This is a genomic window from Mesorhizobium sp. M0340, assembly GCF_040321535.1.
Taxonomy (GTDB): Bacteria; Pseudomonadota; Alphaproteobacteria; order Rhizobiales; family Rhizobiaceae; genus Mesorhizobium.
On the sequence record NZ_JAMYRR010000022.1, the window covers coordinates 49,493 to 72,962 of the forward strand.

The following is a 23,470-nucleotide window of genomic DNA, read 5'->3' on the forward strand; positions in this document are numbered from 1 at the left end:
AATCTCGTGAACCATTTCGACTACCGCGACGGCGCGCTGCATGCCGAGGACGTGGCGATATCAGACATCGCCGCCAGCGTCGGCACGCCGTTCTATTGTTATTCGACGGCGACGCTGACCAGGCATTTTCGCGTCTTCACAGAGGCCTTTGCCGGGCTCGACGCCCTCGTCTGCTATGCCATGAAGGCGAATTCGAACCAGGCCGTGCTGAAGGTGTTGGCAAGACTCGGCGCCGGCGCCGACGTGGTCTCGGAGGGCGAATTGCGCCGCGCTTTGGCGGCCGGCATTCCGGCAAGCAAGATCCTGTTTTCGGGCGTCGGCAAGACCGGGCGCGAAATGGATTTTGCGCTCTCGGCCGGCATTCTCTGTTTCAACGTCGAATCCGAACCGGAGCTGGAGCTGCTGTCGGCCCGCGCGACCGCGCTGGGCAAGATCGCGCCGATCTCGCTGCGCATCAATCCGGATGTCGACGCCAGGACGCACAACAAAATTTCGACTGGGAAGGCCGAGAACAAGTTCGGCATTCCCTGGCAGCAGGCACGAAAGGTTTATGCCCGCGCGGCTGAGCTGCCGGGCATCAAGGTCACCGGCATAGACACCCATATCGGCAGCCAGATCACCGAATTGCAGCCCTTCGACGAGGCCTTTGCGCTGCTGGTGGAGCTGGTCGGCGCCCTGCGCTCCGACGGTCATGCCATCGAGCACATCGATGTCGGCGGCGGCCTTGGCATTCCCTACCGCGTCGACAACAACCCGCCGCCTTTGCCCGATGCCTATGCCCGGATCGTCAGAAAGCATGTCGCCGAGCTCGGGCTGAAAGTGATGTTCGAGCCAGGCCGGCTGATCGTCGGCAATGCCGGCATCCTGGTCTCGGCGGTGATCTTCGTGAAGGAGGGCGACGCCAAGAACTTCCTCGTCGTCGACGCCGCGATGAACGACCTGATCCGGCCGACGCTTTACGACGCTTTCCACGACATCAAGCCGGTGGCGCAGCAGCCGGCCGCAGCACCGCGCATGAAGGTCGATGTCGTCGGCCCGGTTTGCGAGACCGGCGACTATCTCGGGCTCGACCGTGACCTGCCCCGGCTGAAATCCGGCGACCTGATCGCTGTCGCCACCGCCGGCGCCTATGGCGCCGTCCAGGCCGGCACCTACAATACCAGGCTGCTGGTACCGGAAGTGCTGGTCGACGGCGACCGCTTCCACGTTGTGCGCCCGCGCCAGACCTATGACGAGCTGATCGGACTGGATTCGGTGCCGGACTGGTTGGAGTAGAACTCTGCAGCTACAGGCGGTGCTGAATGAGCGCCCTGGTTTCGGCGATCCTGTTCTCGTTCCGGCGATAGAATGTCCACTGCTTGATGCGCTTGCTGCGCAAAAGCCCTGCCTGGGTCAGCACACGCATATGTTCGCTGAGCGTCGCCTGGGTGATCCCCAGCTTTTCCGCGATCAGCAGCGCGCAGACTCCGTCGTCGACCAGATCGCCGTCCGCCTGCGGCGGAAAATGCGCGCGCGGGTCCTTGAGCCAATCGAGGATCTGCAGCCTGCGCTCGTTGGCAATCGCTTTGAAGACATCGACCTCTTGCATTTAGCTACTTTGCCAAGTTACTAAGTAATGTCAACTCTGAATGTCAGCCCTGGGAGTGAATGCATGCTGCACGGCCACACGATCACACGCGAGCGCATTGCGGCGATGGAACCACGCATCCGGCCCTTCGTGCGCCACACGCCGGTGCTGCGCGTCGACATGGCCGATTTCGGCCGTCCGCCTCTGCCGGTCGACCTGAAGCTTGAGTGCTTGCAGCATTCCGGCTCGTTCAAGGCGCGTGGTGCGTTCACCAATCTCCTCGAACGGCCGGTTCCTGCGGCCGGCGTCGTCGCCGCATCGGGCGGCAATCACGGCGCCGCCGTCGCCTATGCCGCCATGCGACTCGGCCACAAGGCGACCATCTTTGTTCCCGAAGTGAGCCCGCAGGCCAAGCTGGACCGCATCCGCGGCTACGGCGCCGAGCTGATCGTCGGCGGCGCCCGTTATGCCGAGGCGCTGGCCGCCAGCGAGAGCTTCGCCGAAAAATCCGGCGCCCTGCAGATCCACGCCTTCAACCAGGAGGAGACGCTGGTCGGGCAGGGCACGCTCGGCCTCGAAATCGAGGCCGACCTGCCGGAGCTCGACACCCTGCTGGTCGCTGTCGGCGGCGGCGGCCTGATCGGCGGCATCGCCGCCTGGTTTTCCGGCCGCATCAGGATCATCGCGGTCGAGCCGGAGGGTGCGCCGACGCTTCATCGCGCGTTCGCGGCGGGCCGACCCGTCGACGCGCCGGCTGAGGGCGTCGCCGCCGATTCGCTCGCGCCAAAGCGTGTCGGCGAAATGATGTTTCCTATCGCCGAGGCATTCGTCGAGCGCTCGATCCTGGTCGGCGACGACGACATTGTCGCCGCCCAGGCGGCGCTGTGGGACCGCGTGCGAATCATCTCCGAGCCGGGCGGTGCGGCCGCCTTCGCGGCGCTCCTGTCCGGCCGCTACGCACCGGCTAGAGGCGAGCGCGTTGCCGTACTGGTCTGCGGCGCAAACGCCAATCCGGCGAAATTCTGACAATATCCGGGGCATTATTGTTCACGTTTTGGGGAACCGCCTCGCCTTCGCCGTGTTTGTTGGTATCCTTAGGGCGATGTGCATCCGCTTGGACGCACGAAGTACGCGCTAAGATTTTAGGTCTTCGCATCGTGCTTCCCGGAAATCGACTTTTCGGGCCCATGCGATAGACTCGTGAGGCCTGGGCTATCCCGCCCGGCCAGGAAGGGCCGATGACGCAACGACCCATTTTCACCAGCGATCGCAGTCTGGCCAGGCGCCTTGCCTTGAGCCGGCTGGGGACGCAGGTCTCGATAATCGTCGAACGCGGCTGGCCATTGCTGCTGCCGCTGATCATCGTCGCCAGCCTGTTCCTCAGCATTTCGTGGCTCGGCCTGTTCCCATTTTTGCCCGATCTGGCGCGGATCGGTCTTATCACGGCATTCGGCGTCGCAGCGCTTGCCGCACTCTATCCGCTGCGTTTCTTCCGCACGCCATCCAGTGCCGAGGTCGACCGCCGCATCGAGGCGGCCAACCGGCTCCTGCACAGCCCGGTGCAGGTCCAGACCGATCGTCCGAGCGGCAAGGAAAGCATTTTTTCGCAAGCCCTGTGGCGCGAGCATCAGCGGCGCATGGCTGACCGGCTGGGCGAGCTTGGCGGCGACGTGCCGCGCACACGCGTGCCGGAACGCGACCCGTGGGCGTTGCGCGCCGTTGCGGCGCTTTTGTTGGTCACTGCCTTTGCCTTCTCCTTCGGGCCGTCGGGCGGCAGGCTGGGCGACGGCTTTGTTGCCCGTACCGCCCGCGACGTCGTGCCGCCGCGCATTGATGCCTGGGTGACGCCGCCGGCCTATACCGGCAGGCCGCCGATATTCCTGAACGCCCCAGTCCTTGCCAACAACGCCACTCAAGCGGCGCCGACCTTCACCGTTCCGGAGGGCAGCGATGTGTCGCTGCGCGTCACCGGCGGTTCGGGCGAGGAAACGCTGAGCTACGCCGACACTGGCGGCAACACCCGCGCCATCGATCCGACCGGGCCGCAAGCCGCCAAGACTGAGGCAGCTCCGGCAACGCCTTCCACCGTGCGCCAGTTCAGCGGCAAGTTGACGGCCGACGGCACGCTGACGCTGCAGTCCGGCGACGGCGAGCTCGGCCGCTGGGCCTTCGCCATAATTCCCGACAAGCCGCCGCAGATCCGCTTTGTCGGCGAGCCGAAGCGCGCCGTCAACGGCGCCTTCGAACTCAACTACCAGATCGACGACGACTATGGCGCGGCCTCCGCCAAGGCGGTTTTCGCATTGGCCGATCCGCAGGCGCCCAACGCGCATCCGCTCTATGGCCCGCCGGAAATGCCGCTGACGTTGCCGCGCCGCGGCGGCAAGGCCAATGCCGCTAAGACGACGAAGGACCTGACCGACCATGCCTGGGCCGGTGGCAACGTCAAGCTGTCGCTTGTCGCCACCGACGGTGCCGGACATACGGCGACCAGCGAAACCAAGACGCTGGTGATGCCGGAGCGGCCATTCTCCAACCCGTTGGCGCGGGCTGTGGTCGAGCAGCGCCGCATGCTGGCGCTCGACGCCTATGCCAAGGACCGCGTGCTCGACCTGATGGATGCGATCACGCTCAGGCCCGAAGACACGTTCGACAACATGACGCACTACCTCGCCATCATGAGCGCCCGCACCCGGCTGAAGATGGCCGGCAGCGACGATCAATTGCGCGACGAGGTCGCTTACCTCTGGGAGATCGCGCTCGGCATCGAGGAAGGCAATCTGTCGGCGGCCGAGAAGCGGCTGCGCCAGGCGCAGCAGGCGCTGCAGGATGCGATCAAGAACGGCGCCAGCGACCAGGAGATCGAGAAGGCGATGAAGGAACTGCGCGAGGCGATGAACCAGTTCCTGCAGGAATTCACGGCGCGGGCGCAGCAGAATCCGAATGCGCCACAGATGCAGCAGAACGGCCGGGAACTGCGCCAGAGCGACATCGACCGCATGATGGACCAGATCGAGAACCTGGCGAAATCCGGCAATCGCGACCAGGCGCAGCAATTGCTGTCTGAGCTGCAGGACATGATGAACAATCTGCAGGCAGGCCGCCAGCAACAAGGCGGTCAGCAGGACAGCGAGATGCGTCAGCAGATGGATAAGCTGGGCGAGATCATGCGGCGCCAGCAGGAGATGATGAACGACACCTTCCGCATGGACCAGATGCAGCGTGGCCAGCAACAGCGCGGGCAGAACCGCGACGAGCAGCTCGGCGAGAACGGTGAGCCGGGCCCGATGGACGAACAGGGCAAGCCCGGCCTGGGCGACGACCGCGATCCGCTCGGCCGGCCGGGGCAGATGACGCCGCAGGAATTCGCCGATGCGATGAAGCAGTTGCAGGAAGGCCAGGGCAAGCTGCAGAGCGAGCTCGATCAATTGAGGAAGAGCCTCGAAGGCATGGGCCTCGACCCCAATGAGGGGTTTGGCGAGGCCGGCAAATCCATGGGCAATGCCGAACAGGCGCTCGGCGAAGGCGAAGGCGACCAGGCCGTCGGTCACCAGGGCCGCGCATTGGAAGCCTTGCGCAGGGGCGCCAAGGACATGATGAAGCAATTGCAGGCGATGCAAGGCGACCAGGGCGGCAACGGCCAGGGCGGACGACAGCAGAATGCCGATCGTGACCCGCTCGGGCGGCCCCGCACCAGCGAGGGTCCCGATGACGGGAGTTCGGTGAGAGTGCCTGACGAGATCGACGTGCAGCGTGCCCGCCAAATCCTCGAAGCGATCCGCAAGCGGCTCGGCAATGCACTCAGCCCCGATATCGAGCGCAGCTATCTGGAGCGGCTGCTGGAGCTGAAGTAAGGCTGCCTGTATTCGGAAGATCGCCGCGCGCGGTCCGTGCTGGCCGCCACCGCCGGACTGAGCGGCATTCTTTAACGGTTGGTGAAAGCCTCGCGGATCGCCTCTTCCATGCCGTCGATGGCCTCGCCGGAAGCGTTCGGGTTGCGCCGCAGCACCACGTTCGAGGAATCGATGTCGCCGAACCCGTCGGCGGTCGTAAGCTCGCGGCAGCCGGCCGGGATGTTGCTGCGCGAGATCGGCGCAATCGCCAGCCCGGAGGTGACGGCGAGCCGCAGGCCGCCATTGGTATCGCTGGTGTAGGCGACACGATAGGCGAGATCGCGCTGTTCCAGCGACTTTATCGCGAAATCCTTGCACCAACCGGCACGGTTGTAGAGCGCGATCGGCACCGGCCGCTCCTCATGCATGTGATGCAGCTCTGACGTCACCCATACGGTCGGGTCATGCATCAGCACCTCACCGCCCGACAGATCCTGCCATTCGAACACCACCGCCAGATCGAGCTCGCCAGCGGCGAGCGCCGCGATCTGCGCACCGGAATGCGCGTAGCGGACGGTGATGTCGACCTGAGGATGGCGCTTGGCAAAGGCGCCGAGCGCGCGCGACAGGATCGCGTGGCCATATTCCTCCGGGATACCGATGCGCACCGGCCCGCCAAGCGGCGCCGCGACCATCGATGCCGCCGTCTCGTCGAGCAGTGAAACGATGCGCCTGGCGTTGGCGATGAGCTCGCCGCCGCGCCGTGTCAGCGCCACACCGCGCGAGCCGCGCTCGAACAGGCTGTCGCCGATCATGCCTTCAAGCTTCTTCATCTGCATCGAGACCGCCGACTGGGTGCGGCCGGCCCGCTCCGCCGCCTTGGTGAAATTGCCACTGTCGGCGACCGCCACGAAGGTTCGCAACAGGTCGCTGTCGAGATTGGGTCGCATGTGCCCGCCATAAGAAAATCTGATTGCTGGCATCATTCCAATTCGTTTGCAACATGTCAAACGGCGGACAATAGTTCGCCTTACCCATTGGATATGCGGCCGCGAAATCGGCCGCGGACCAATCAAAAGTCCTCACTCGTACCCGCTGCCCGAAATGGCGGCGGGTTCTTTTTACCCGGATGCAGGCCTGCGTTCGGCCGCGCACGCGGGGACAGGAGCGCCTATGCAGAATCGGCTTGTGCTCGGCATCCTCAGCCTCTGTCTCGGCGTACTGGTCTTTTCGCTGCAGGACCCGCTGGTCAAGGCGGTGTCGAGCCACTATCCGGTCACCGAGGTGATGGCGATCCGCTCGATCGTCGCCTTGCCGATCCTGGTTTTCCTCGTCCACGCCGATGTCGGATTGCAGGCAATCCTGTCGAAGCGGTTCGGCATGCTGACGATGCGCGCCTTCATCCAGTTCACCTCCTACACGGCCTACTATCTGGCAATCGCCGCCCTGCCGCTGGCTGACGCGGTGGCGCTCTATTTCATGGCGCCGCTGTTCATCATGGCGCTGGCCGGCCCCTATCTCGGCGAACGCGTGTCCTGGCAGGCGCTCGCCACCGTCCTGGTCGGCATGCTCGGCGTGCTGGTGATGGTGCGCCCAGGCGCCGGCTTGTTCGACTGGGCGGCGCTGCTGTCACTAGGTTCGGCTCTGCTCTACGGTTTCTCGCAGCTGATGGCGCGCAAGATCGGCGACACCGAATCCTCGACCGTCATGGCGTTCTATCAGAACGGCGCCTATCTGGTCGGCGCGGCCTTGGTAGCGGCATTGTTTTGGCTGGCAGGCATTGACCACGCCGTGCATCCGAGCCTCGAGTTCCTCGTCCGGCCATGGGCCTGGCCGGCGACGCCGGATCTCCTCAAGATGGGGGCATGCGGCTTCGTTGCCTCGGCCGGAATGATCCTGTTGTCGCAGGCCTACCGGCTGGCGCCCGCCAACAGCGTCGCTACCTTCGAATACACCGGTATCATCTGGTCGCCGCTATGGGGTTTTCTGTTCTTTGCCGAAATGCCGCGACCAGCGACGGCGGCCGGCGCAGCCCTCATCATCGGCGCCGGGCTTTTTGCGCTCAATGCCGGCCGGCGCCGGAGCGGCGAGCCAGCCATTGCGGCGACCGGCGACCCTGCCTGAAGGCGGTCGACCTTAGGCTTTAGGCGAAGCAGGCGAGCGCCTGTTCGACGCGGGCGCGGATTTCAGCCAGCGCGAACGGTTTTTGCACGACGTCGAGAATAATGCCGTCCAATTCCTCGGCGCGCTCGCGTTGGTCGGCATAGCCGGTCATCAGCACGATCTTCACCGCCGGGAACAGCGCCACTGCCGCCTTGGCCATCTCGATGCCGTCCATCTCCGGCATGCGGATGTCGGACAGCACAAGGTCGTAGCCCCCCTGCGCCGCCCCGATCAGAGAAAGACCGTGCGCGCCATCGACGGCAACAGTGACATTATGCCCGGCGCGTTCGAGCGCACGGGCGGCGAGGCTGCGGACGGATTCATCGTCCTCGACGATCAGGAGCTTTGCCATGGGCAGGATATTTGGCGAGGAAAAGTTGATGTTTCCTGAACCGCGAGCGGCGACAACCCAACTAGGCGTCGCCCTTGACGATGCCGACGAAGGGCAATTCGCGAAATGCGTGGGCGACGTCCATGCCATAGCCGACGACGAAATAATCGGGGCAGTCGAAGCCGACATAGTCGGCGTTGAGCGTGGTCTGGCGGCGCATGCGCTTGTCGAGCAGCACGGCGATGGCACAGCTCCTGGCGCCGCGCGACAGCATGAGGTCGCGGGTGAAACTCAGCGTTTTGCCGGATTCCAGAATGTCGTCGATGAGAAGCACGTCGCGACCGGCGACCTCGTTGTCGATGTCGCGCAGCACCCTCACCTCGCCGCTGGTCGTGCCGGCGCCATAGCTGGAGATGAAGATGAACTCGACCTCCGGCGACAGGCCGACATCGTGCATGGCACGGATAAGATCGGCGGCGAAGATGAATGATCCCTTCAGCACCGAGATTACCAGAAGGTCCTGGTAGTCGTGCCCGGCGATCTCCTTGGCAAGTTCCAGGTTCCGCCGCGCAATGGCGGACGCTGAAAACAGGACTTCGATGTCCTTGCCGCGCACAACTGGCATTGGCTGCCCTTCCAGAAATGATCGCCATGTAGGCGAAGCCGACCGAAACGGTCTTCAACCCCGTTTCTAGGCATGTCGAGCCGGCTGGCAAGGCCAAATCTTACGCAGAACGCCCGCGAACGGTCGGATGCCCCCAGCGCGTCGCGAATCGTTTACCTGGTGACCTGTTGATTTTCTGGCGCCGTTCTAACGAACCAGCGCATGGCCGCCCGACATCCAGAAGGCGGCAAAGGCGGCGCCGACGCCGACAATCCAGAAGATCGGCCCACCGTGCACCCACAACGGCCGTTCGACGGCGGTTTCGGGCTTGCGCAACATGTCCATGCCTTCGATCGAAGGCGTGGAAATCATGCGCGCAGGCGGCGGCGCAAAGTCTGGGCGTGTAAAATGGCGGGGCAGCACCTCATAGTCGGCATCGATGACGTCGGTGGTCACGTCATGCATGATGCGTTCCGGCCCGGCGGCCGGATCGGTCATGATTTCGCCGGAAACCGGGCGCGCGGTTCGATCCTCAGCCATCATGGCCCGACACTACAGCACCTGTTCGCCGTTCGTTTCTTTTGGGTAAACGGAAATGGTTAACGCTTCCCCACCGGAACCCCTGTGACTCGCTCGAAAAGCCGCCAAATTAACCGTCGGTTAACCATGCCGGCCGATGGTCTTACCACAGAAAGGGCTGGCATCTCGCCGCCAAGAATTTCAGGTCGTCGAAAGTGATCCGCTTTGAAAATGTCGGCCTCCGCTATGGCATGGGTCCGGAGATTCTCCGCGACATCTCCTTGCACATTCCGGAGCGCTCCTTTCAGTTCCTGAGCGGACCTTCAGGCGCCGGCAAGACGACGTTGCTGCGGCTTTTGTTCATGTCGCTGAAGCCGACGCGCGGCCTGATCACCATTTTCGGCAAGGACCGTTCGCGCATCTCGCGCACCGAATTGCCGCATCTGAGACGGCGCATCGGCGTGGTGTTCCAGGATTTTCGCCTGCTCGACCATATGACCACCTATGAGAACGTGGCCTTGCCGCTACGCGTACGCGGCCGCGAGGAGGCTACCTACCGCACCGACGTCACCGAGCTGCTGAAATGGGTCGGCCTCGGCGAGCGCATGCATGTGCTGCCGCCGGTGCTGTCTGGCGGCGAGAAGCAGCGCGCCGCCATCGCCCGCGCGTTGATCGAGCAGCCCGAGATCCTGCTCGCCGACGAGCCGACCGGCAATGTCGACCCGCCGCTGGCGCGACGCTTGCTGCGGTTGTTCATCGAGCTCAACCGGCTGGGGACCGCCGTGGTGATTGCCACACACGACCTCGGCCTGATGGAACAGGTGGACGCACGGCGAATGATCCTGGCCGGCGGAAGGCTGGACATCTATGACTGAGCTCTCTGTCGAACATTTCGAGGGTCAGGACGCCGCGGCGGCAAAGCCCCGCGTCCAGCGCAAGATGGCGCCGATCGTGCCGGCGCAGAACATCGCCGGCCGGGCGCTGGTGCTGGTCATCGCCATCATGACGTTTCTGTCCTGTCTGACGTTTGGCGCAGTCACGCTGGTGCGTGACACCGCCTCCGTCTGGGAGAACCAGATCTCGCGCGAAGCGACCATCCAGATCAAGCCGGTCGACGGCCTCGACATGGAGGCCGCACTTGCGCTTGCCTCGCAGATCGCCGGCGAGTTCCCTGGCGTGAAAAGCGCCAGGATCGTCGATCGCGAAGCAACGGCCCGACTGCTCGAGCCTTGGCTGGGCTCGGGCCTGAACATCGATGAGCTGCCGGTGCCGCGCCTGATCATCATCACCATTGACGAGAACAGTCCGCCCGATTTCGCCGCACTGCGTGCGGCAATCACGCCGAAGCTGCCGAGCGCCTCGCTCGACGATCATCGCACCTGGGTCGACCGGCTGGTTGCTATGGCCCGCACCACGGTAACGATCGGTATCGCAGTGCTGGCGCTGATGCTGTCTGCGACGGTGCTGACCGTTGTATTCGCGACGCGCGGCGCCATGGCCGGCAACGGCCACATCATCGAGGTGCTGCATTTCGTCGGCGCCGAGGCGCGCTTCATCGCGCGCGAATTCCGCCGGCATTTTCTGGTCACCGGCATGAAGGGCGCCGCGGCAGGCGGCGCCGCGGCGATCCTCGTCTTCATCGTCTTCTCCTGGTGGTCGTCACGCAATATGGCGACACCGCAGGCCGACCAGGCGGCCGCCCTGTTCGGTAATTTCGCCATCGGCTCGGCGGGTTATCTCGGGGTCGCTGTCATGGTGCTGGTAATCGGCGCGCTGACGGCGGCAACCTCCCATTTCACCGTGGTTACCTATCTCAGCGACATCGATATTCGCCAGCCGGACGCCGGCTAAAGGAAAGATCGATCACGGATGAAAACGCCTCGTCACGAAAATTGCATTTTTTTCCTACCAAAGGCCGTATTTCGGGATTAACCATTTCATGATGGACGTTCGGGACTCGACCGATACCGCTGGGTGCATGCCAGTGCTGGTTGCGCGTCCGCATGAATTCGCCGGGCCTGATGAATTTGCCAAGCCGGATCAATCCGCCAAACATGGGCGGCTGCTGGCAGCCCGCTCCTTGCGCCTCTCGGCTCTCCTTCTGCTCGCCTTTGTGGCGTTGTTTGTTGCCGGCTTCGGCTGGTTCGCCAATACCGTCAGCCGTCTGACGACGCCCGCCAATCCGGCAAGGGCAGACGCTATCATCGTGCTGACCGGCGGCCAGTCGCGACTCGACGCTGCTATGGGCCTGCTTGCGTCAGGCAAGGGCGAGCGGCTGCTGATCAGCGGCGTCCATCCTTCCGCCAGCCGCCGCCAGCTTCAAGCCGCGACCGGCGGCGACAAGAGGCTGTTTTCATGCTGCGTCGACATCGACCGCGCTGCGCTCGACACGATCGGCAATGCCGAGGAAAGCGCCAAATGGGTCGAGGACCATGCCTACGGCACGGTCATTCTCGTCACCAACAATTATCACATGCCGCGCAGCCTGCTGGAAATGGGCCGGCTGCTGCACGGCGCAAGGCTCGAGCCCTATCCGGTGGTCAACACCAACCTCGAGAATGGCGGCTGGCTGACCAAGCCGGAAGCGCTGCGTGTGCTGTTCACCGAATATAACAAATACCTGCTGGCGCTGGCGCGCGGCATCATGCCGGTGAAGCAAACCGAGAGCGTCGCGCTGGCCGACGCCGCAGGCGGAAGCTGAACGGCACCGGCACTTTTTATCCCCTGGCTCTTATTCCCTGGCTGCTGCATCCGATCGCAAGCGTGCGATCTCCTGTTCGAGCCGTTCGATGCGCTTGTCGCGTTCGCCCAGCGCCGCCGCCACGTCGGCCGCTTCGAAACGCTGCGGGATGTGCTGCGAACAATTTGAATCCCAAGCCGAAACCGTAAACAGGATAACCTGCTCGGGTCGCGCCTTATAGTCTTGCGGCATCAGCTTTGCCGTCAGCTCGGTATCGCCCTCGACGACTTGCGCTTTGCCCCAGATCTTGATGCGCTGCCGGTGCGCATAATCGATCAGAAACAGGAAAGCCTGTGGGTTGTCGCTGAGGTTGCCCTGGGTGATGAACTGCCTGTTGCCGGAAAAATCGGCAAAGCCGATCGTCCGTTCGTCGAGCACCTTGAGGAAACCGGCAGGCCCGCCGCGATGCTGGATGTAAGGCTGCCCGTCCGCATTGGCGGTCGACAGAAAGACGCTGGTCTGCGCCTCGATGAAGGCGGCGAGATCGGGCGTGATTGCCGCCTGCCAGCTACCACGCTCCTCGACGCGGACATAGGCCTGGCGCGAGCCCTTGCGGGCCTGGATCGCCTTCACCGTCGGGGTGAAGGCGACATCGCTGGTGTGAGCGTTCATGAAGATCTCCTTAGGCGCCGAGTTGCGCTGCATTGTTCGCCTACGAGAATAGGGCCTTCCGTCTTCGAGATGCAGATGCGATATGTGCAACCTATCCTTCCGTTTTTCGGAAGAGCAAATTTTCGGTAGAGCTATGGATCGCCTCCAATCCATGTCGCTTTTCGTTGCCGCGGCGGAGACAGGCAGCCTCTCGGCTGCCGGGCGTCGCTTCGGCATTCCGCTGACGACGGTCAGCCGCAAGGTTTCGGACCTGGAAAAGCACCTGAAGACACGGCTGTTGAACCGCTCGGCACGGCAGCTGTCGCTGACCGATGCAGGCCACGCCTATCTCGCCGCCTGTCGTCGCATTCTCGATGAGATCGGCGAGGCCGAGCGAATGGCCGCCGGCGAATACAGCGCCCCGACCGGCGAACTGATCGTCACTGCGCCGATCGTCTTCGGCCGCCTGCATGTGCTGCCGGTCGTCACCGGCTTCCTCTCCGTCTATCCCGAGGTAAGTGTGCGGCTGACACTCGCCGACCGGATAACCCAACTGGTCGAAGAGCACATCGACCTCGCCATCCGCATCGGCGAGCTTGCCGATTCGAGCCTGATCGCCACCCGCCTGGGTTCAATCCGCCGCGTCGTTTGCGCGAGCCCGGCCTATCTCGCCGAGCACGGCACACCGAAAACGACGCAAGACCTTGCAGGAACAGTGCAATCACCTTCGAAGGGCTCACCGCCGCCAGTTGGAGCTTCGCCACCGGCAAGGCTGAATTCAGCGTGCCGATCCGCTCCAGGTTACGGGTCAACACGGCTGAGGCAGCAATCGATGCGGCGATTGCCGGCGTCGGCGTGACGAGGCTGCTTTCCTACCAGATCGCCCCCGCCGTCCGGTCTGGTACGCTGCGCCCGGTGTTGCAGGAGTTCGAGCCAGACCCATGGCCGGTGAGTCTCGTGCATGCCGGCCAGGGTCTGCTGCCAGTGAAACTGCGTGCGTTTCTCGATTTCGCCGCCCCGCGCCTGAGACAGCGCCTGCTGCAGGCGACGTGGCAAATGTGACGAAGACGGCCCATCGCAAGAGCGGCCGATCGCCCGCCTCGCAGCGTTTCCTTTTTGCCGGCGCTTGGTGTAACCAACGCACACCTCCTCACCGGGCACTTGCTGTATGCTCTATTTCCGCTCGCTGGCGTTCAATCTCGCCTTCTACCTCAACTTGATCGTCCAGATGATCCTCTGGACTCCGTATTATTTTCTGTCGCCGCGCCATCGCGCCTGGTTTGTGCCGAAATTCTGGTCGCGCACCAGCATGTGGCTCTACGATAAGGTCGCCGGCACCAGGAGTGAGATCACCGGCCAGGAAAACCTGCCTGAAGGCTCCTTCATCCTGGCGCCGAAGCATCAGTCCTTCTGGGACACGATCGCTTTCCTGCCGTATCTCGACGATCCCGTTTACATATTGAAGCGGGAGCTGACCTGGATCCCGTTCTTCGGTTGGTACATCTTGAAGATGCGGATGATTCCGGTCGATCGCGGCAGCCGCTCGAAGGCATTGAAGATGGTTATCGCCGCGACCAAACAGGAATTGGCGCGCAATCCGCGCCAGCTCATCATCTATCCCGAGGGCACGCGCCGTGCGCCGGGCGACGAACCGGTCTACAAATACGGCATCGTCGAACTTTATGCGCAACTTGGCATTCCAGTGGTGCCCGTCGCTCACGTCGCCGGCCTCTATTGGCCGCGCCGCAAATTCCTGCGCTATCCCGGTACGATCAAGGCGCGCTTCCTGCCGCCGATCCCGCCGGGCCTCGGCAAGGAAGAATTCATGCACCGGCTGATCGGCGAGACGGAAGCAGCCTGCGACCAGCTCCTCGTCGAGGCGTCGCAGACGCCGAACCCGCCGCCGATGCCGCCGACGGCGGTGAAAAGGCTTGGTGAGCTGGACGCGAAACGTGAATTGAAAGGCTGAGACACCCTGCCGCGAACGCCAGAAGGGTTCACGGCAAGGCAGCCAGGCCGGCTGTTGCAATCAGCGTCACCGCAAACACCAGATTGATGATCCGCGACGCCAGCGGTTTGCGCAGCAAACGTGCAAAAGCCGCGCCGGCGAGAAGCCACAAGAGATGAATGGCAACGATCATCAAGGCGAGGACCGCCAGCTTGGCTGAAATAGCAAGACCGCCGGTGCCGGAAGACGCGCCAGCAAACACGGCGGCAATCGCCACATAGGCTTTCGGATTGGCAACGGCCAGAAGGAACCCGCCAAGGAAAGTGGGAAGCGGTGCCCTACCGACGCGTGCCGCCAGTGGCGGCGCCGTCGCTATCTTGAACGCCAGATAGAGGATGTAGGCTGCCGAGGCGACCGCCAACAGCGCTGCGAGCTTCGGCAGCGCGGTGAGAACGGCCATGATGCCCGTCACCACCACCAAAAGCACGAGGACCGTGCCGACAACGATTCCCGAGGCATAACGGAGCGAATCGCGCAGGCCGAACGCGGCGCCGATCGCGGTGACACTTATCGTCGCCGGCCCCGGGCCGCCCATAACGATGGCCGATGCCAGCACAAGCGCCAGCAATTGCTGCCATAGCTGCTGATCGAGAAGACCCTGTCCGGCCATGCGACGTCCCTGCATCCTGTGACGATGCAGGGACGGTAGGGCAAGGCAGCGGCGCCGGTCTTGAACGATCGTGCGCGGCTATGCGCTGCCCTTGTCGAGCTCGGCGATATCGTCTGGGCTGAGCTGCAACGACGCGGCCCGCATCAGGCTGTCGAGCTGGTCGAGCGTCGTCGCGCTGGCGATCGGAGCGGTGACGCCGGGCCGCGCCATCACCCAGGCAAGCGCCACTTCCGCCGGCGTGGCCGAATGTCTGGCCGACACGGCATCGAGCGCTGAGAGGATGCGCATGCCGCGCGTGTTGAGATAGCCTTTCACACCGCCACCGCGCGGGCTTTTGCCGAGGTCGGACTCGCTGCGGTACTTGCCGCTCAAAAATCCCTTGGCGAGGCTGAAATAGGTGATGACGCCGATGTCCTCGGCCGTGCAGAGGTCACGCAGCGGACCATCGAAGGACGAGCGGTCGTAGAGGTTGTACTCCGGCTGCAGCACCTCGTAGCGCGGCAGGCCGCGCAGGCTTGCCACGTCGAGTGCGGCGCGTAACTGGGCGGCGTCGAGGTTGGAAGCGCCGGCATAACGGATTTTGCCCTTGTCGAGCAGTTTCTGGTAAGCGCCGAGCGTTTCCTCATACGGCGTCGCCGGGTCGGGCCAATGCGACAGATAGAGATCGACGCTGTCGACCTGCAGCCTCTTCAGCGAAGCATCGATGGCCTTTTCGATATAGGCGGCCGAAAGGTCCCTCTTGCCCTGTCCCATATCCGAGCCGACCTTGGTGATGACGACGACCTTGTCGCGGTTGCCGCGGCTCTTCATCCATCTGCCGATGATGGCTTCGGATTCGCCGCCCTGGTGGCCGGCAATCCAGCGCGAATAGGAATCCGCCGTGTCGATGGCGTTGAAACCGGCCTCAATGAAGGCATCGAGCAGGTCGAACGAGGTTTTCTCATCGGCGGTCCAGCCAAACACGTTGCCGCCCAGAATCAATGGCGCGATGGATAGGTCGGTGCGACCGAGACGACGTTTCTGCAAGACTGATCTCCATGGTGATTCATGCTGGGGCGGATGGGAGCCGCCGACCGGGCTAACCTATGTCGCGCCGTGGCAACGTCAAACGTATAGCCTCTTTGCCAACCCGCCGGCGCTTCACAAAGCCGCGACCCGCCGCGCCGTGTCCGGCTCAAGGCGCTGGTTCCCGGAATCCAAACCAGCAGCCTCTGAAGAAACGATCTGGCAAATTTGGCACATAGATTGTCAAATCTGCCAATTCTGATTTTGCCAGCCGACCGTAGGTTCCGCCGCGCTAACGCGGTCGGCCGGGCCAGACTGTTGGCATGGGATCATTTGTTATGGAGAACGGCATGAAAGCAATCGTATTTGACGCCATCGGTTCGCCGCGCGACGTGCTCTACATGGACGACCTGCCGATTCCGCGCATCGGCGACGGCGAGGTGCTGGTCAGGATGGTCTCGGCTTCGATCAATCCGGGCGACTTCCTGTTTATCCAGGACCTCTATCCCGAACCGAAGAAGCCGCATTTTCCCCGGCAGATCGCGGGAAACCACGGTGCCGGCATCGTCGAAGCCGTTGGCGCGAATGTCTTGCTGGAACCGGGCACGCTTGTCGCGTTCAGCTATTATGGCAGCTGGGCCGAGTACGCGGCCATTCCCGCCGAATGGCTGATCCCGTTGCCTGCGGACTATCCGGTCGAACGCGCCGGGCAGATGGTGAACCCCATTACCGCGTGGGATCTGCTGACGGATTCCCGTGTCCGGCCCGGGCAGTGGCTGGCTGTCACGGCCGGCTATTCGTCGATTTCAACAATGGTGATGCAGTTCGCCCAACGACGCGGCATCAACGTCATCGCGCTGGTGCGGCGCTCGCACCAGAGCTTCGACCTGAAGACGCTTGGCGCCTCTGTCATTCTTGACCTTTCGGACTTGAAGGCAAGTATCCGGGAAGCGCTGATGGATATCACCGGCGGCGCCGGATTGAACGGGATTATCGACAATGTCGGCGGACCTGTCAGCGGCGAATTGATCCGCACCCTGGCGCTCGGCGGGCAGATGGTGATCAATGGCGGAATGAGTGCCGAGCGCTTCGAACTGCACAATTTCGATGTCTTGCTGAGCGGTGTCGAGATCAGGGCGAATATCTATCGCTATTTCTTTTCACCACCGGCCGAAGCCGACCGGCCTGTCCTACGCGAGATCATCGACATCTTTGGCCAGCCGGGCTTCCACGTTCCTGTCGGCGGTCTCCACGCGCTGACCGAGTTCAAGCTTGCGGTGGCAAACAGCCTGGATCGCGCCGATCTTGGTAAACAGATTTTCAGGATGTAGCCCGCGTCACGACACCGAAAACATCATGGTAACGCGATAAAAGGCGCTATGTCGTGATCCGTCTCGTCACGTCTTCCAGCCAATGATCGCTTATACCCAGTGCTTCGAGGTGCTCCAGCGTGCTGAGCACGTAATCCTCATTCCTCCCCGACTGGCCAACGGCGCCGCGAACGACGGCCGCCGCCTCGGCCGGGTCGAGCGCACCGGCATATTGCTCATGGCTGCGGTCCACGACATAGGCGATGGCTTCGACCGTCCCGCTCCCATCCGTTTCACTCTTGTCGAGGCGAACGCTGAGCACACGTTCGAGATAGACGTTGGTGACCAGCTCGCGTTCGCGCAGATAGGTGATGGCCTCGTTGCGCAGCTCGCCTGGGACCCGGAACGCCAGCCCGATGCAGGAGCCGCCGCGGTCGAGTCCGAGCACCAGGCCCGGCCGTTCGCGCGTGCCGCGATGCACGAAAGAGTAGACGCAGAGCGAACGGCGGTAGCCATGCAGGCGGGCACGCCGCGTCTCGACATGGGCAAATCCCGGCCGCCAGATCAGTGAGCCGTAGCCAAAAACCCAAAAATCGCCCATATCGCCAAGCCTGATTGTAACGAACCACTCCACCGGTGGTGTTTCAGTCCGTCTACCTGTTGTTGCCGCAAGCGACAGCCCGCCCGTGCCACCCGCGTTAACGAAAGCCGCAGCATGACGTCAAGTGACGAGCGCCAGCCGCCCAGCCAGCGTCGCCGCCTGTTGTGGCTTGCCGCTTTCATTCTCGTGCTGTTCGGCATCTACAGCGCGGGCTGGTTCTACCTGGCGGATCTGGTCGAGAGCGCCACCGATAAGGCGGTCGCCGATCTCGATGACAAGGGCATCAAGGCCGACTGTGCCAATCTCGCGGTCAGCGGCTATCCCTTCAGCTTCAGCCTTTCCTGCGACAGTCTGGCTTACGAGGACGACAGCCGCAACGTCGCGGCATCGACAGGCAAGATCAACGCCGCCACCCAGATCACGCGGCTTCTGTCGCCTGCCGCCGAGCTCAGGGGGCCACTCAGGACCTCCGTTCCCGGCATGACCCCGCTGTGGATCGACTGGGATGATCTGCGGGCCGACATAAAGCTGTCCTGGCCGCTGCCGAGACGCCTCTCGCTGCAGGCAGAAGGCCTGTCCGGCCAGACCGATCCGGCAGACGATGCCGATCCCGTCTCGCTGTTCAGCGCCGGAACTGCCAGCGGGCAATTGCGCCCAAACGGCCCGGACATCGACTATGCCGGCAATTTCACCGATCTCGAAATCGACGCGGCGGCCATCGACGGGCGCGTCTTGCCGCCGCTCGATGGCAGCGGCGATGTGACGCTGAAGAACGGCGTGACGCTGATCAAGGCAAACTCGAAGAGCCTGCGCGGCCTCGCGGCCGAAATCCACGAGCTCGATCTGTCGTCCGGAACTGCGCGCATCACCGTTTCCGGACCGCTGTCGGTCGATGACGACGGTCTCATAAATGCCGATCTGACGATCAAGCTCAATGATCCAAAGGCCGTGGCGGCAATCCTTGCCACCGCCATCCCCGAGCAGAAGAAAGAGATCCAAACCGGCTTTGCCGGACTGGCGCTGCTCGGCAACCAGCCGTCGATGCCGCTGAAGATCGTCAAGGGCAAGGCCTCGCTCGGCTTCATCCCGCTCGGCAAGATCAAGCCGCTCGACTAGAGTAATTCCAGGAAAAGTGTGAACGGTCTTCCGTCCGGAATTGCGCAAAAAACAAAGAGACAGAGCGGTTCGGCGTTTCCGTGAAACGATAAACCGCTCCAAGCCTGTCTGGCCTGCGATCGGCCTGCCGCGGCTTATCCCTTCGGCGGGTGTTCGACTGCCTGGCGACCAAAATCCGGTACGTCGATATCCTGGCCGGCCTCGATGATCGAGCGGCGGACGGCGCGGGTGCGGGTGAACAGGTCGAACAGCTTTTCGCCGTCGCCCCAGCGGATCGCCCGCTGCAGCGAGGACAGATCTTCCGAGAATCGCGCCAGCATTTCGAGGATGGCGTCCTTGTTGTGCAGGCAGACGTCACGCCACATGGTCGGGTCGGACGCGGCGAGACGGGTGAAGTCGCGAAAGCCGGAAGCCGAGTATTTGATGACCTCGGACTTGGTCACCGACTCCAGATCGTCGGCGGTACCGACGATGTTATAAGCGATGATGTGCGGCAGATGCGAAACGATGGCCAGCGTCATGTCGTGATGCTGCGGGTCCATCGTGTCGATGTTGGAGCCGCAGCGGCGCCAGAATTCCGAGAGCCTTTCCAGTGCCGCGGGATCGGTGCCGGGCAGCGGCGTGAAGATGCACCAGCGGTTCTCGAACAGTTCGGCAAAACCGGCATCCGGTCCCGACTTTTCGGTGCCGGCCAAAGGATGGCCGGGGATGAAGTGCACGCCATCAGGCACATGCGGCTGCATCTGCGCGATCACCGATGCTTTGGTCGAGCCGACATCGGTGAGGATGGCGCCCTTCTTCAGCGCCGGCGCGATCTCCGCGGCGACGATACCCGAAGAGCCGACCGGCACCGAAACGACGACCAGATCGGCATCGCGAACCGCCTCTTTCGCATCCGTCGTGTAGGCGTCGCCGAGGGCGAGTAGGCTCGCCCGCGCCAGCGTCGCTTCGCTGCGCGTCGAAATCGCGACTTGGCCGGCGAGCCCCTCGCGGCGGATGACGCGGGCAAGCGACGAGCCGATCAGGCCGATGCCGACCAGCGCGATCTTTTCGAACATCGGTGAGGTCATGGTGTTCTAGCTTTTCAGGAATGTCGCGAGTGCGGCGACAACGCCGCGGTTGGCCTCTTCGGTGCCGATGCTCATGCGCAGCGCGTTCGGAAAACCGTAGCCGGAAACGCGCCGCAATATGTAGCCGCGCGCACTGAGGTAGTCGTCGGCAGCCGCCGCCGAATGCTTTTTGTCCTCGGGAAAGTGGATAAGGATGAAATTGCCGACGCTCGGTGTCACCCGCAGCCCAAGCCCGCTTAGTTGCTCGGTCAGCCATGCCAGCCAGGTCTCGTTATGCGCCACGCTGCGCTCGATATGGACGCGGTCGCGGATCGCCGCGATACCGGCCTCGATAGCAGTCGCATTGACGTTGAAAGGCCCGCGCACGCGGTTGATCGCGTCGATGACGTGCATTGGCGCATACATCCAGCCGATCCGCGCGCCGCCTAGGCCCAACTTGGAGAAGGTGCGGGTCATGACCACGTTTTCCGCGCTGCCCACCAACTCGACGCCGGCTTCATAGTCGTTGCGCCGGACATATTCGGCGTAGGCGGCATCCAGCACCAGAAGCACGTTTCGCGGCAGGCCGGCATGCAGGCGGCGCACCTCCTGGAACGGCACGTAGGTGCCGGTTGGATTGTTGGGATTGGCAAGGAAGATGATCCTGGTACGCGGCGTCACCGCGGCAAGGATTGCATCGACATCGGCGCGTTCATCGGTCTCCTTGACCGTAACCGGGACGGCACCGGCCGACTGTATGTAGATCTTGTAGACCATGAAGCCGTGTTCGGTGATGATCGCTTCGTCGCCGGGTGCGAGGTAGGTCTGCGCCAGCAGGCCCAGAATCTCGTCGGAGCCGTTGGAACAGACGATGTTCGCCGGGTTGAGCCCGTGCACCTCGGCGATCGCTTCCCTCAGGCGCCTGGCGCTGCCGTCGGGATAGACCGCGAGCTTGTCGGCGACCGCGCGCGCGGCCTCTATCGCCTTTGGCGAAGGGCCGAGCGGGTTCTCGTTCGACGACAATTTATGGACGTTGGCGACACCTTCAGGCGCCGCGCTCTTGCCGGGCACATAGGCTTCGATGTCCATGATGCCGGCGCGGGGCCTTGGACGTGTCTGATCCGGTATCTGGCTCATTCCATGAAATCCGTCGAGATTGCCTCCATCCGGAGGCCGCAGCGGAAATACAAGCCGTGGCCCGGAATGTCGAGGGGCGGCAATTCGGGATCAAGAACTTGCCGTTGACGAAGCCATGCGTCGGTCCTAGAAGAGCAGCGAAAGTCCCGTGGTGATTTGGCCGGTCGGCTTGCAGCCACGTTAAACAACTTGCTAAAGGGCCGTTTGCATCTTGTAACCGGCTTTGCGAAGGCATGGCCGGTTTTTTGTTGCCCTGGCTGGTTGTTGCCCAGACCGGCGGTGGACAACTGAAGGCCGGGCAAGGAGATGTGATGGTCGCTTTGCGCGCGCGAAAAACCAACAACGAGGCCGACCAGCCGTCGAGCCCGGTGTTGCGTTTCGGCGCCGACAAGCCGCTCAAGCTCGACGCCGGCACGCTGCTGTCGCCGTTCCAGATCGCCTACCAGACCTATGGCACGCTCAACGACGAGCGCTCCAACGCCATCCTCGTCTGCCATGCGCTGACCGGCGACCAGCATGTCGCCAACACCAATCCGGTGACCGGCAAGCCGGGCTGGTGGGAAGTGCTGATCGGCCCCGGCAAGATCATCGACACCGATCGTTTCTTCGTCATCTCGTCCAACGTCATCGGCGGCTGCCTCGGCTCCACCGGCCCCGCCTCGACCAATCCCGCCACCGCCAAGCCCTACGGGCTCGACCTGCCGATCATCACCATCCGCGACATGGTGCGCGCGCAGCTGATGCTGGTCGAGCATTTCGGTATCGAACAGCTGTTCAGCGTGCTGGGCGGCTCGATGGGCGGCATGCAGGTGCTGCAATGGGCCTCGAGCTATCCCGAGCGCGTCTTCTCGGCGCTGCCGATCGCCACCGGCGCCCGCCACTCTTCGCAGAACATCGCTTTCCACGAGGTCGGCAGGCAGGCAGTGATGGCCGACCCGGACTGGCATGGCGGCAAATATTTCGAGCATGGCAAGCGGCCGGAAAAGGGGCTGGCGGTGGCGCGCATGGCCGCTCACATCACCTATCTGTCGGAAGCAGCGCTGCACCGCAAGTTCGGCCGCAACCTGCAGGACCGCGAAGCGCTGACCTTCGGCTTCGATGCCGACTTCCAGATCGAGAGCTATCTGCGCCATCAGGGCATGACCTTCGTCGATCGCTTCGATGCCAACTCCTATCTCTACATGACCCGGGCGATGGACTATTTCGATCTCGCCGCCGACCATGGCGGCCGGCTGGCCGATGCCTTCGCCGGCACCAAGACGCGCTTCTGCCTGGTTTCGTTCACCAGCGATTGGCTGTTCCCGACCGAGGAGAGCCGCTCGGTCGTGCACGCGCTGAATGCGGCCGGCGCCTCGGTCTCGTTCGTCGAGATCGAGACCGACCGCGGCCACGACGCCTTCCTGCTCGACGAACCGGAACTGTTCGCCGCCATCAAAGGCTTCATCGCCTCGGCCGCGCGGGCGAGAGGGCTCGGCGCATGACCCCGAAAAGTTGCAGACTTTTCGGATCAGGATCATGCGCCAGGCATCAGCGCATGACCCCGAAAAGTTGCAGACTTTTCGGATCAGGATCATGCGCCAGGCATCGGCGCATGACCCCGAAAAGTTGCAGACTTTTCGGATCAGGATCATGCGCCAGGCAGAAGGCGAGCCCATGAGCGTCAACCGCGCCCAGCGCGTCGACCTCGAGGTCGTCGCCGATCTCATCCCGCCGCAGTCGCGGGTGCTGGACGTCGGTTCCGGCGACGGCCTGCTGCTCGAATTGCTGCAGGCGACCAAGAAGGTCGACGGTCGCGGGCTGGAACTGTCGCAGCGCGGCGTCAACGAATGCGTGGCGCGCGGCCTGTCGGTCATCCAGGGCGATGCCGACAAGGATCTCCAATTCTATCCCGATAAGGGCTTCGACTTCGTCGTCTTGTCGCAGACCTTGCAGGCGACCCGCAATCCGAAATTGGTGCTCGACGAACTGCTCAGGATCGGCAACCGCGCCATCGTCTCATTCCCAAATTTCGGCCACTGGCGGGTGCGCTTTTCGCTACTGTTTAACGGCCGCATGCCGGTGACCAAGGACCTGCCCTATTCGTGGTATGACACCCCCAACATCCATTTCTGCACCATTCGCGATTTCGTCAATCTGTGCGACGAGCTTGGCGCGACGGTGGAAAAGGCGACCGCGCTCGACGCCAATGGCCAGCGGATCGGCTTCTCGATGCCTTGGTGGTTCTGGAACTTTTTCGGCCAGCAGGCGGTGTTTCTGCTGAAACGATAAGAGCCAATCGTCGCAGGT

At 63.3% G+C, this 23,470-nt stretch carries 23 protein-coding genes, 1 pseudogene and 1 riboswitch; of the genes and pseudogenes, 13 read left to right on the plus strand and 11 right to left on the minus strand.

What is annotated here, in order from left to right:
* Positions 1–6: 6 nt before the first annotated feature.
* A complete protein-coding gene (lysA, locus tag NKI79_RS25740; RefSeq protein ID WP_352476278.1) occupies positions 7–1,275 on the plus strand; it encodes a diaminopimelate decarboxylase in 1,269 nt (422 codons plus the stop codon).
* A gap of 10 nt (positions 1,276–1,285) precedes the next feature.
* Here the strand turns inward: lysA and NKI79_RS25745 are convergent, their stop codons facing one another.
* On the minus strand, positions 1,286–1,588 hold the full coding sequence (locus tag NKI79_RS25745; protein WP_254816660.1) for an ArsR/SmtB family transcription factor: 303 nt from the start codon (positions 1,586–1,588) through the stop codon (positions 1,286–1,288).
* A gap of 63 nt (positions 1,589–1,651) precedes the next feature.
* Here NKI79_RS25745 and NKI79_RS25750 point away from each other — a divergent pair, with 63 nt between their 5' ends.
* Positions 1,652–2,593, plus strand: coding sequence for a threonine/serine dehydratase (locus tag NKI79_RS25750; RefSeq protein WP_352476277.1), 942 nt, complete (start codon positions 1,652–1,654; stop codon positions 2,591–2,593).
* Between the two features lie 212 nt (positions 2,594–2,805).
* Positions 2,806–5,421, plus strand: coding sequence for a TIGR02302 family protein (locus NKI79_RS25755; RefSeq protein WP_352805548.1), 2,616 nt, complete (start codon positions 2,806–2,808; stop codon positions 5,419–5,421).
* Between the two features lie 71 nt (positions 5,422–5,492).
* On the opposite strand, the gene NKI79_RS25760 is transcribed toward NKI79_RS25755, so the two are convergent.
* Entirely contained in the window at positions 5,493–6,350 is an 858-nt protein-coding gene (locus NKI79_RS25760) for a LysR family transcriptional regulator (RefSeq protein WP_352649318.1), read from the minus strand.
* Positions 6,351–6,573: 223 nt separating this feature from the next.
* Between NKI79_RS25760 and NKI79_RS25765 the strand changes: the two genes are divergently transcribed.
* Entirely contained in the window at positions 6,574–7,524 is a 951-nt protein-coding gene (locus tag NKI79_RS25765) for a DMT family transporter (RefSeq protein WP_352805550.1), read from the plus strand.
* 19 nt (positions 7,525–7,543) lie between these two features.
* Here NKI79_RS25765 and NKI79_RS25770 read toward each other — a convergent pair whose 3' ends face one another.
* The 3 genes from NKI79_RS25770 to NKI79_RS25780 form a co-directional block, all read right to left on the minus strand.
* Positions 7,544–7,915 carry a response regulator gene (locus NKI79_RS25770; RefSeq protein WP_352805551.1) on the minus strand — a complete coding sequence of 124 codons (372 nt, stop codon included), beginning with the start codon at positions 7,913–7,915 and terminating at the stop codon, positions 7,544–7,546.
* A 61-nt stretch (positions 7,916–7,976) separates the two neighbouring features.
* A complete protein-coding gene (gene hpt / locus NKI79_RS25775; protein WP_352805553.1) occupies positions 7,977–8,519 on the minus strand; it encodes a hypoxanthine phosphoribosyltransferase in 543 nt (180 codons plus the stop codon).
* 186 nt (positions 8,520–8,705) lie between these two features.
* Positions 8,706–8,996, minus strand: a complete 291-nt coding sequence (locus NKI79_RS25780) for a hypothetical protein (protein ID WP_352805555.1) — start codon at positions 8,994–8,996, stop codon at positions 8,706–8,708.
* 236 nt (positions 8,997–9,232) lie between these two features.
* On the opposite strand from NKI79_RS25780, the gene ftsE reads away from it, so the two are divergent.
* The 3 genes from ftsE (at position 9,233) to NKI79_RS25795 (ending at position 11,718) form a co-directional block, all read left to right on the plus strand.
* Complete coding sequence (ftsE, locus tag NKI79_RS25785; protein WP_023677923.1) at positions 9,233–9,892, plus strand: cell division ATP-binding protein FtsE; 660 nt, start codon at positions 9,233–9,235, stop codon at positions 9,890–9,892.
* Complete coding sequence (locus NKI79_RS25790) at positions 9,885–10,868, plus strand: cell division protein FtsX (protein WP_352805558.1); 984 nt, start codon at positions 9,885–9,887, stop codon at positions 10,866–10,868. Before ftsE ends, NKI79_RS25790 begins: the two co-directional genes overlap by 8 nt.
* An 88-nt stretch (positions 10,869–10,956) precedes the next feature.
* The gene (locus NKI79_RS25795) at positions 10,957–11,718 is read left to right on the plus strand and encodes a YdcF family protein (protein WP_352805559.1); all 762 of its coding nucleotides are present in this window, start codon (positions 10,957–10,959) and stop codon (positions 11,716–11,718) included.
* Positions 11,719–11,748: 30 nt separating this feature from the next.
* Here the strand turns inward: NKI79_RS25795 and NKI79_RS25800 are convergent, their stop codons facing one another.
* The gene (locus NKI79_RS25800; protein ID WP_352805561.1) at positions 11,749–12,369 is read right to left on the minus strand and encodes a pyridoxamine 5'-phosphate oxidase family protein; all 621 of its coding nucleotides are present in this window, start codon (positions 12,367–12,369) and stop codon (positions 11,749–11,751) included.
* 133 nt (positions 12,370–12,502) lie between these two features.
* Between NKI79_RS25800 and NKI79_RS25805 the strand changes: the two are divergent.
* Together NKI79_RS25805 and NKI79_RS25810 are read left to right on the plus strand one after the other, a co-directional pair.
* A pseudogene (locus NKI79_RS25805) lies at positions 12,503–13,410 on the plus strand (LysR family transcriptional regulator).
* 106 nt (positions 13,411–13,516) lie between these two features.
* The gene (locus NKI79_RS25810; RefSeq protein ID WP_352505091.1) at positions 13,517–14,317 is read left to right on the plus strand and encodes a lysophospholipid acyltransferase family protein; all 801 of its coding nucleotides are present in this window, start codon (positions 13,517–13,519) and stop codon (positions 14,315–14,317) included.
* A 28-nt stretch (positions 14,318–14,345) separates the two neighbouring features.
* On the opposite strand, the gene NKI79_RS25815 is transcribed toward NKI79_RS25810, so the two are convergent.
* Both NKI79_RS25815 and NKI79_RS25820 read right to left on the minus strand, forming a co-directional pair.
* On the minus strand, positions 14,346–14,966 hold the full coding sequence (locus NKI79_RS25815) for a LysE family transporter (RefSeq protein WP_352805564.1): 621 nt from the start codon (positions 14,964–14,966) through the stop codon (positions 14,346–14,348).
* Positions 14,967–15,044: 78 nt separating this feature from the next.
* Entirely contained in the window at positions 15,045–15,992 is a 948-nt protein-coding gene (locus tag NKI79_RS25820) for an aldo/keto reductase (RefSeq protein WP_352805566.1), read from the minus strand.
* 329 nt (positions 15,993–16,321) lie between these two features.
* On the opposite strand from NKI79_RS25820, the gene NKI79_RS25825 reads away from it, so the two are divergent.
* Positions 16,322–17,302, plus strand: a complete 981-nt coding sequence (locus tag NKI79_RS25825) for a zinc-binding dehydrogenase (RefSeq protein WP_352805568.1) — start codon at positions 16,322–16,324, stop codon at positions 17,300–17,302.
* 46 nt (positions 17,303–17,348) lie between these two features.
* Here the strand turns inward: NKI79_RS25825 and NKI79_RS25830 are convergent, their stop codons facing one another.
* A complete protein-coding gene (locus NKI79_RS25830) occupies positions 17,349–17,882 on the minus strand; it encodes a gamma-glutamylcyclotransferase (RefSeq protein WP_352476264.1) in 534 nt (177 codons plus the stop codon).
* Positions 17,883–17,996: 114 nt separating this feature from the next.
* On the opposite strand from NKI79_RS25830, the gene NKI79_RS25835 reads away from it, so the two are divergent.
* Positions 17,997–18,998 carry a DUF2125 domain-containing protein gene (locus tag NKI79_RS25835; protein WP_352805571.1) on the plus strand — a complete coding sequence of 334 codons (1,002 nt, stop codon included), beginning with the start codon at positions 17,997–17,999 and terminating at the stop codon, positions 18,996–18,998.
* Positions 18,999–19,132: 134 nt separating this feature from the next.
* On the opposite strand, the gene NKI79_RS25840 is transcribed toward NKI79_RS25835, so the two are convergent.
* Both NKI79_RS25840 and hisC read right to left on the minus strand, forming a co-directional pair.
* The gene (locus NKI79_RS25840; protein WP_352805574.1) at positions 19,133–20,068 is read right to left on the minus strand and encodes a prephenate/arogenate dehydrogenase family protein; all 936 of its coding nucleotides are present in this window, start codon (positions 20,066–20,068) and stop codon (positions 19,133–19,135) included.
* Between the two features lie 6 nt (positions 20,069–20,074).
* Entirely contained in the window at positions 20,075–21,184 is a 1,110-nt protein-coding gene (gene hisC / locus NKI79_RS25845; RefSeq protein ID WP_352805576.1) for a histidinol-phosphate transaminase, read from the minus strand.
* Positions 21,185–21,322: 138 nt separating this feature from the next.
* Positions 21,323–21,400: riboswitch (SAM riboswitch) on the plus strand.
* A 95-nt stretch (positions 21,401–21,495) separates the two neighbouring features.
* Between hisC and metX the strand changes: the two genes are divergently transcribed.
* Both metX and metW read left to right on the plus strand, forming a co-directional pair.
* Positions 21,496–22,665: a homoserine O-acetyltransferase MetX gene (gene metX, locus NKI79_RS25850; protein WP_254816640.1), complete on the plus strand. Its 1,170-nt coding sequence runs from the start codon at positions 21,496–21,498 to the stop codon at positions 22,663–22,665.
* Positions 22,666–22,837: 172 nt separating this feature from the next.
* Entirely contained in the window at positions 22,838–23,452 is a 615-nt protein-coding gene (gene metW / locus NKI79_RS25855) for a methionine biosynthesis protein MetW (RefSeq protein WP_254817066.1), read from the plus strand.
* The last annotated feature ends 18 nt before the right edge of the window (positions 23,453–23,470 follow it).

Bases quoted from the DNA above. Each gene is read 5' to 3' on its own strand.
- NKI79_RS25770 (WP_352805551.1), bottom strand. From the start codon at position 7,915: ATGGCAAAGCTCCTGATCGTCGAGGACGATGAATCCGTCCGCAGCCTC.
- NKI79_RS25830 (WP_352476264.1), bottom strand. From the start codon at position 17,882: ATGGGCGATTTTTGGGTTTTTGGCTACGGCTCACTGATCTGGCGGCCG.
- NKI79_RS25815 (WP_352805564.1), bottom strand. From the start codon at position 14,966: ATGGCCGGACAGGGTCTTCTCGATCAGCAGCTATGGCAGCAATTGCTG.
- NKI79_RS25745 (WP_254816660.1), bottom strand. From the start codon at position 1,588: ATGCAAGAGGTCGATGTCTTCAAAGCGATTGCCAACGAGCGCAGGCTG.
- NKI79_RS25800 (WP_352805561.1), bottom strand. From the start codon at position 12,369: ATGAACGCTCACACCAGCGATGTCGCCTTCACCCCGACGGTGAAGGCG.
- metW (WP_254817066.1), top strand. From the start codon at position 22,838: ATGAGCGTCAACCGCGCCCAGCGCGTCGACCTCGAGGTCGTCGCCGAT.
- metX (WP_254816640.1), top strand. From the start codon at position 21,496: ATGGTCGCTTTGCGCGCGCGAAAAACCAACAACGAGGCCGACCAGCCG.
- NKI79_RS25825 (WP_352805568.1), top strand. From the start codon at position 16,322: ATGAAAGCAATCGTATTTGACGCCATCGGTTCGCCGCGCGACGTGCTC.
- NKI79_RS25750 (WP_352476277.1), top strand. From the start codon at position 1,652: ATGCTGCACGGCCACACGATCACACGCGAGCGCATTGCGGCGATGGAA.
- NKI79_RS25765 (WP_352805550.1), top strand. From the start codon at position 6,574: ATGCAGAATCGGCTTGTGCTCGGCATCCTCAGCCTCTGTCTCGGCGTA.
- NKI79_RS25755 (WP_352805548.1), top strand. From the start codon at position 2,806: ATGACGCAACGACCCATTTTCACCAGCGATCGCAGTCTGGCCAGGCGC.
- NKI79_RS25840 (WP_352805574.1), bottom strand. From the start codon at position 20,068: ATGACCTCACCGATGTTCGAAAAGATCGCGCTGGTCGGCATCGGCCTG.
- NKI79_RS25790 (WP_352805558.1), top strand. From the start codon at position 9,885: ATGACTGAGCTCTCTGTCGAACATTTCGAGGGTCAGGACGCCGCGGCG.
- NKI79_RS25810 (WP_352505091.1), top strand. From the start codon at position 13,517: ATGCTCTATTTCCGCTCGCTGGCGTTCAATCTCGCCTTCTACCTCAAC.
- NKI79_RS25835 (WP_352805571.1), top strand. From the start codon at position 17,997: ATGACGTCAAGTGACGAGCGCCAGCCGCCCAGCCAGCGTCGCCGCCTG.
- NKI79_RS25795 (WP_352805559.1), top strand. From the start codon at position 10,957: ATGATGGACGTTCGGGACTCGACCGATACCGCTGGGTGCATGCCAGTG.
- hisC (WP_352805576.1), bottom strand. From the start codon at position 21,184: ATGAGCCAGATACCGGATCAGACACGTCCAAGGCCCCGCGCCGGCATC.
- hpt (WP_352805553.1), bottom strand. From the start codon at position 8,519: ATGCCAGTTGTGCGCGGCAAGGACATCGAAGTCCTGTTTTCAGCGTCC.
- NKI79_RS25760 (WP_352649318.1), bottom strand. From the start codon at position 6,350: ATGCGACCCAATCTCGACAGCGACCTGTTGCGAACCTTCGTGGCGGTC.
- NKI79_RS25780 (WP_352805555.1), bottom strand. From the start codon at position 8,996: ATGACCGATCCGGCCGCCGGGCCGGAACGCATCATGCATGACGTGACC.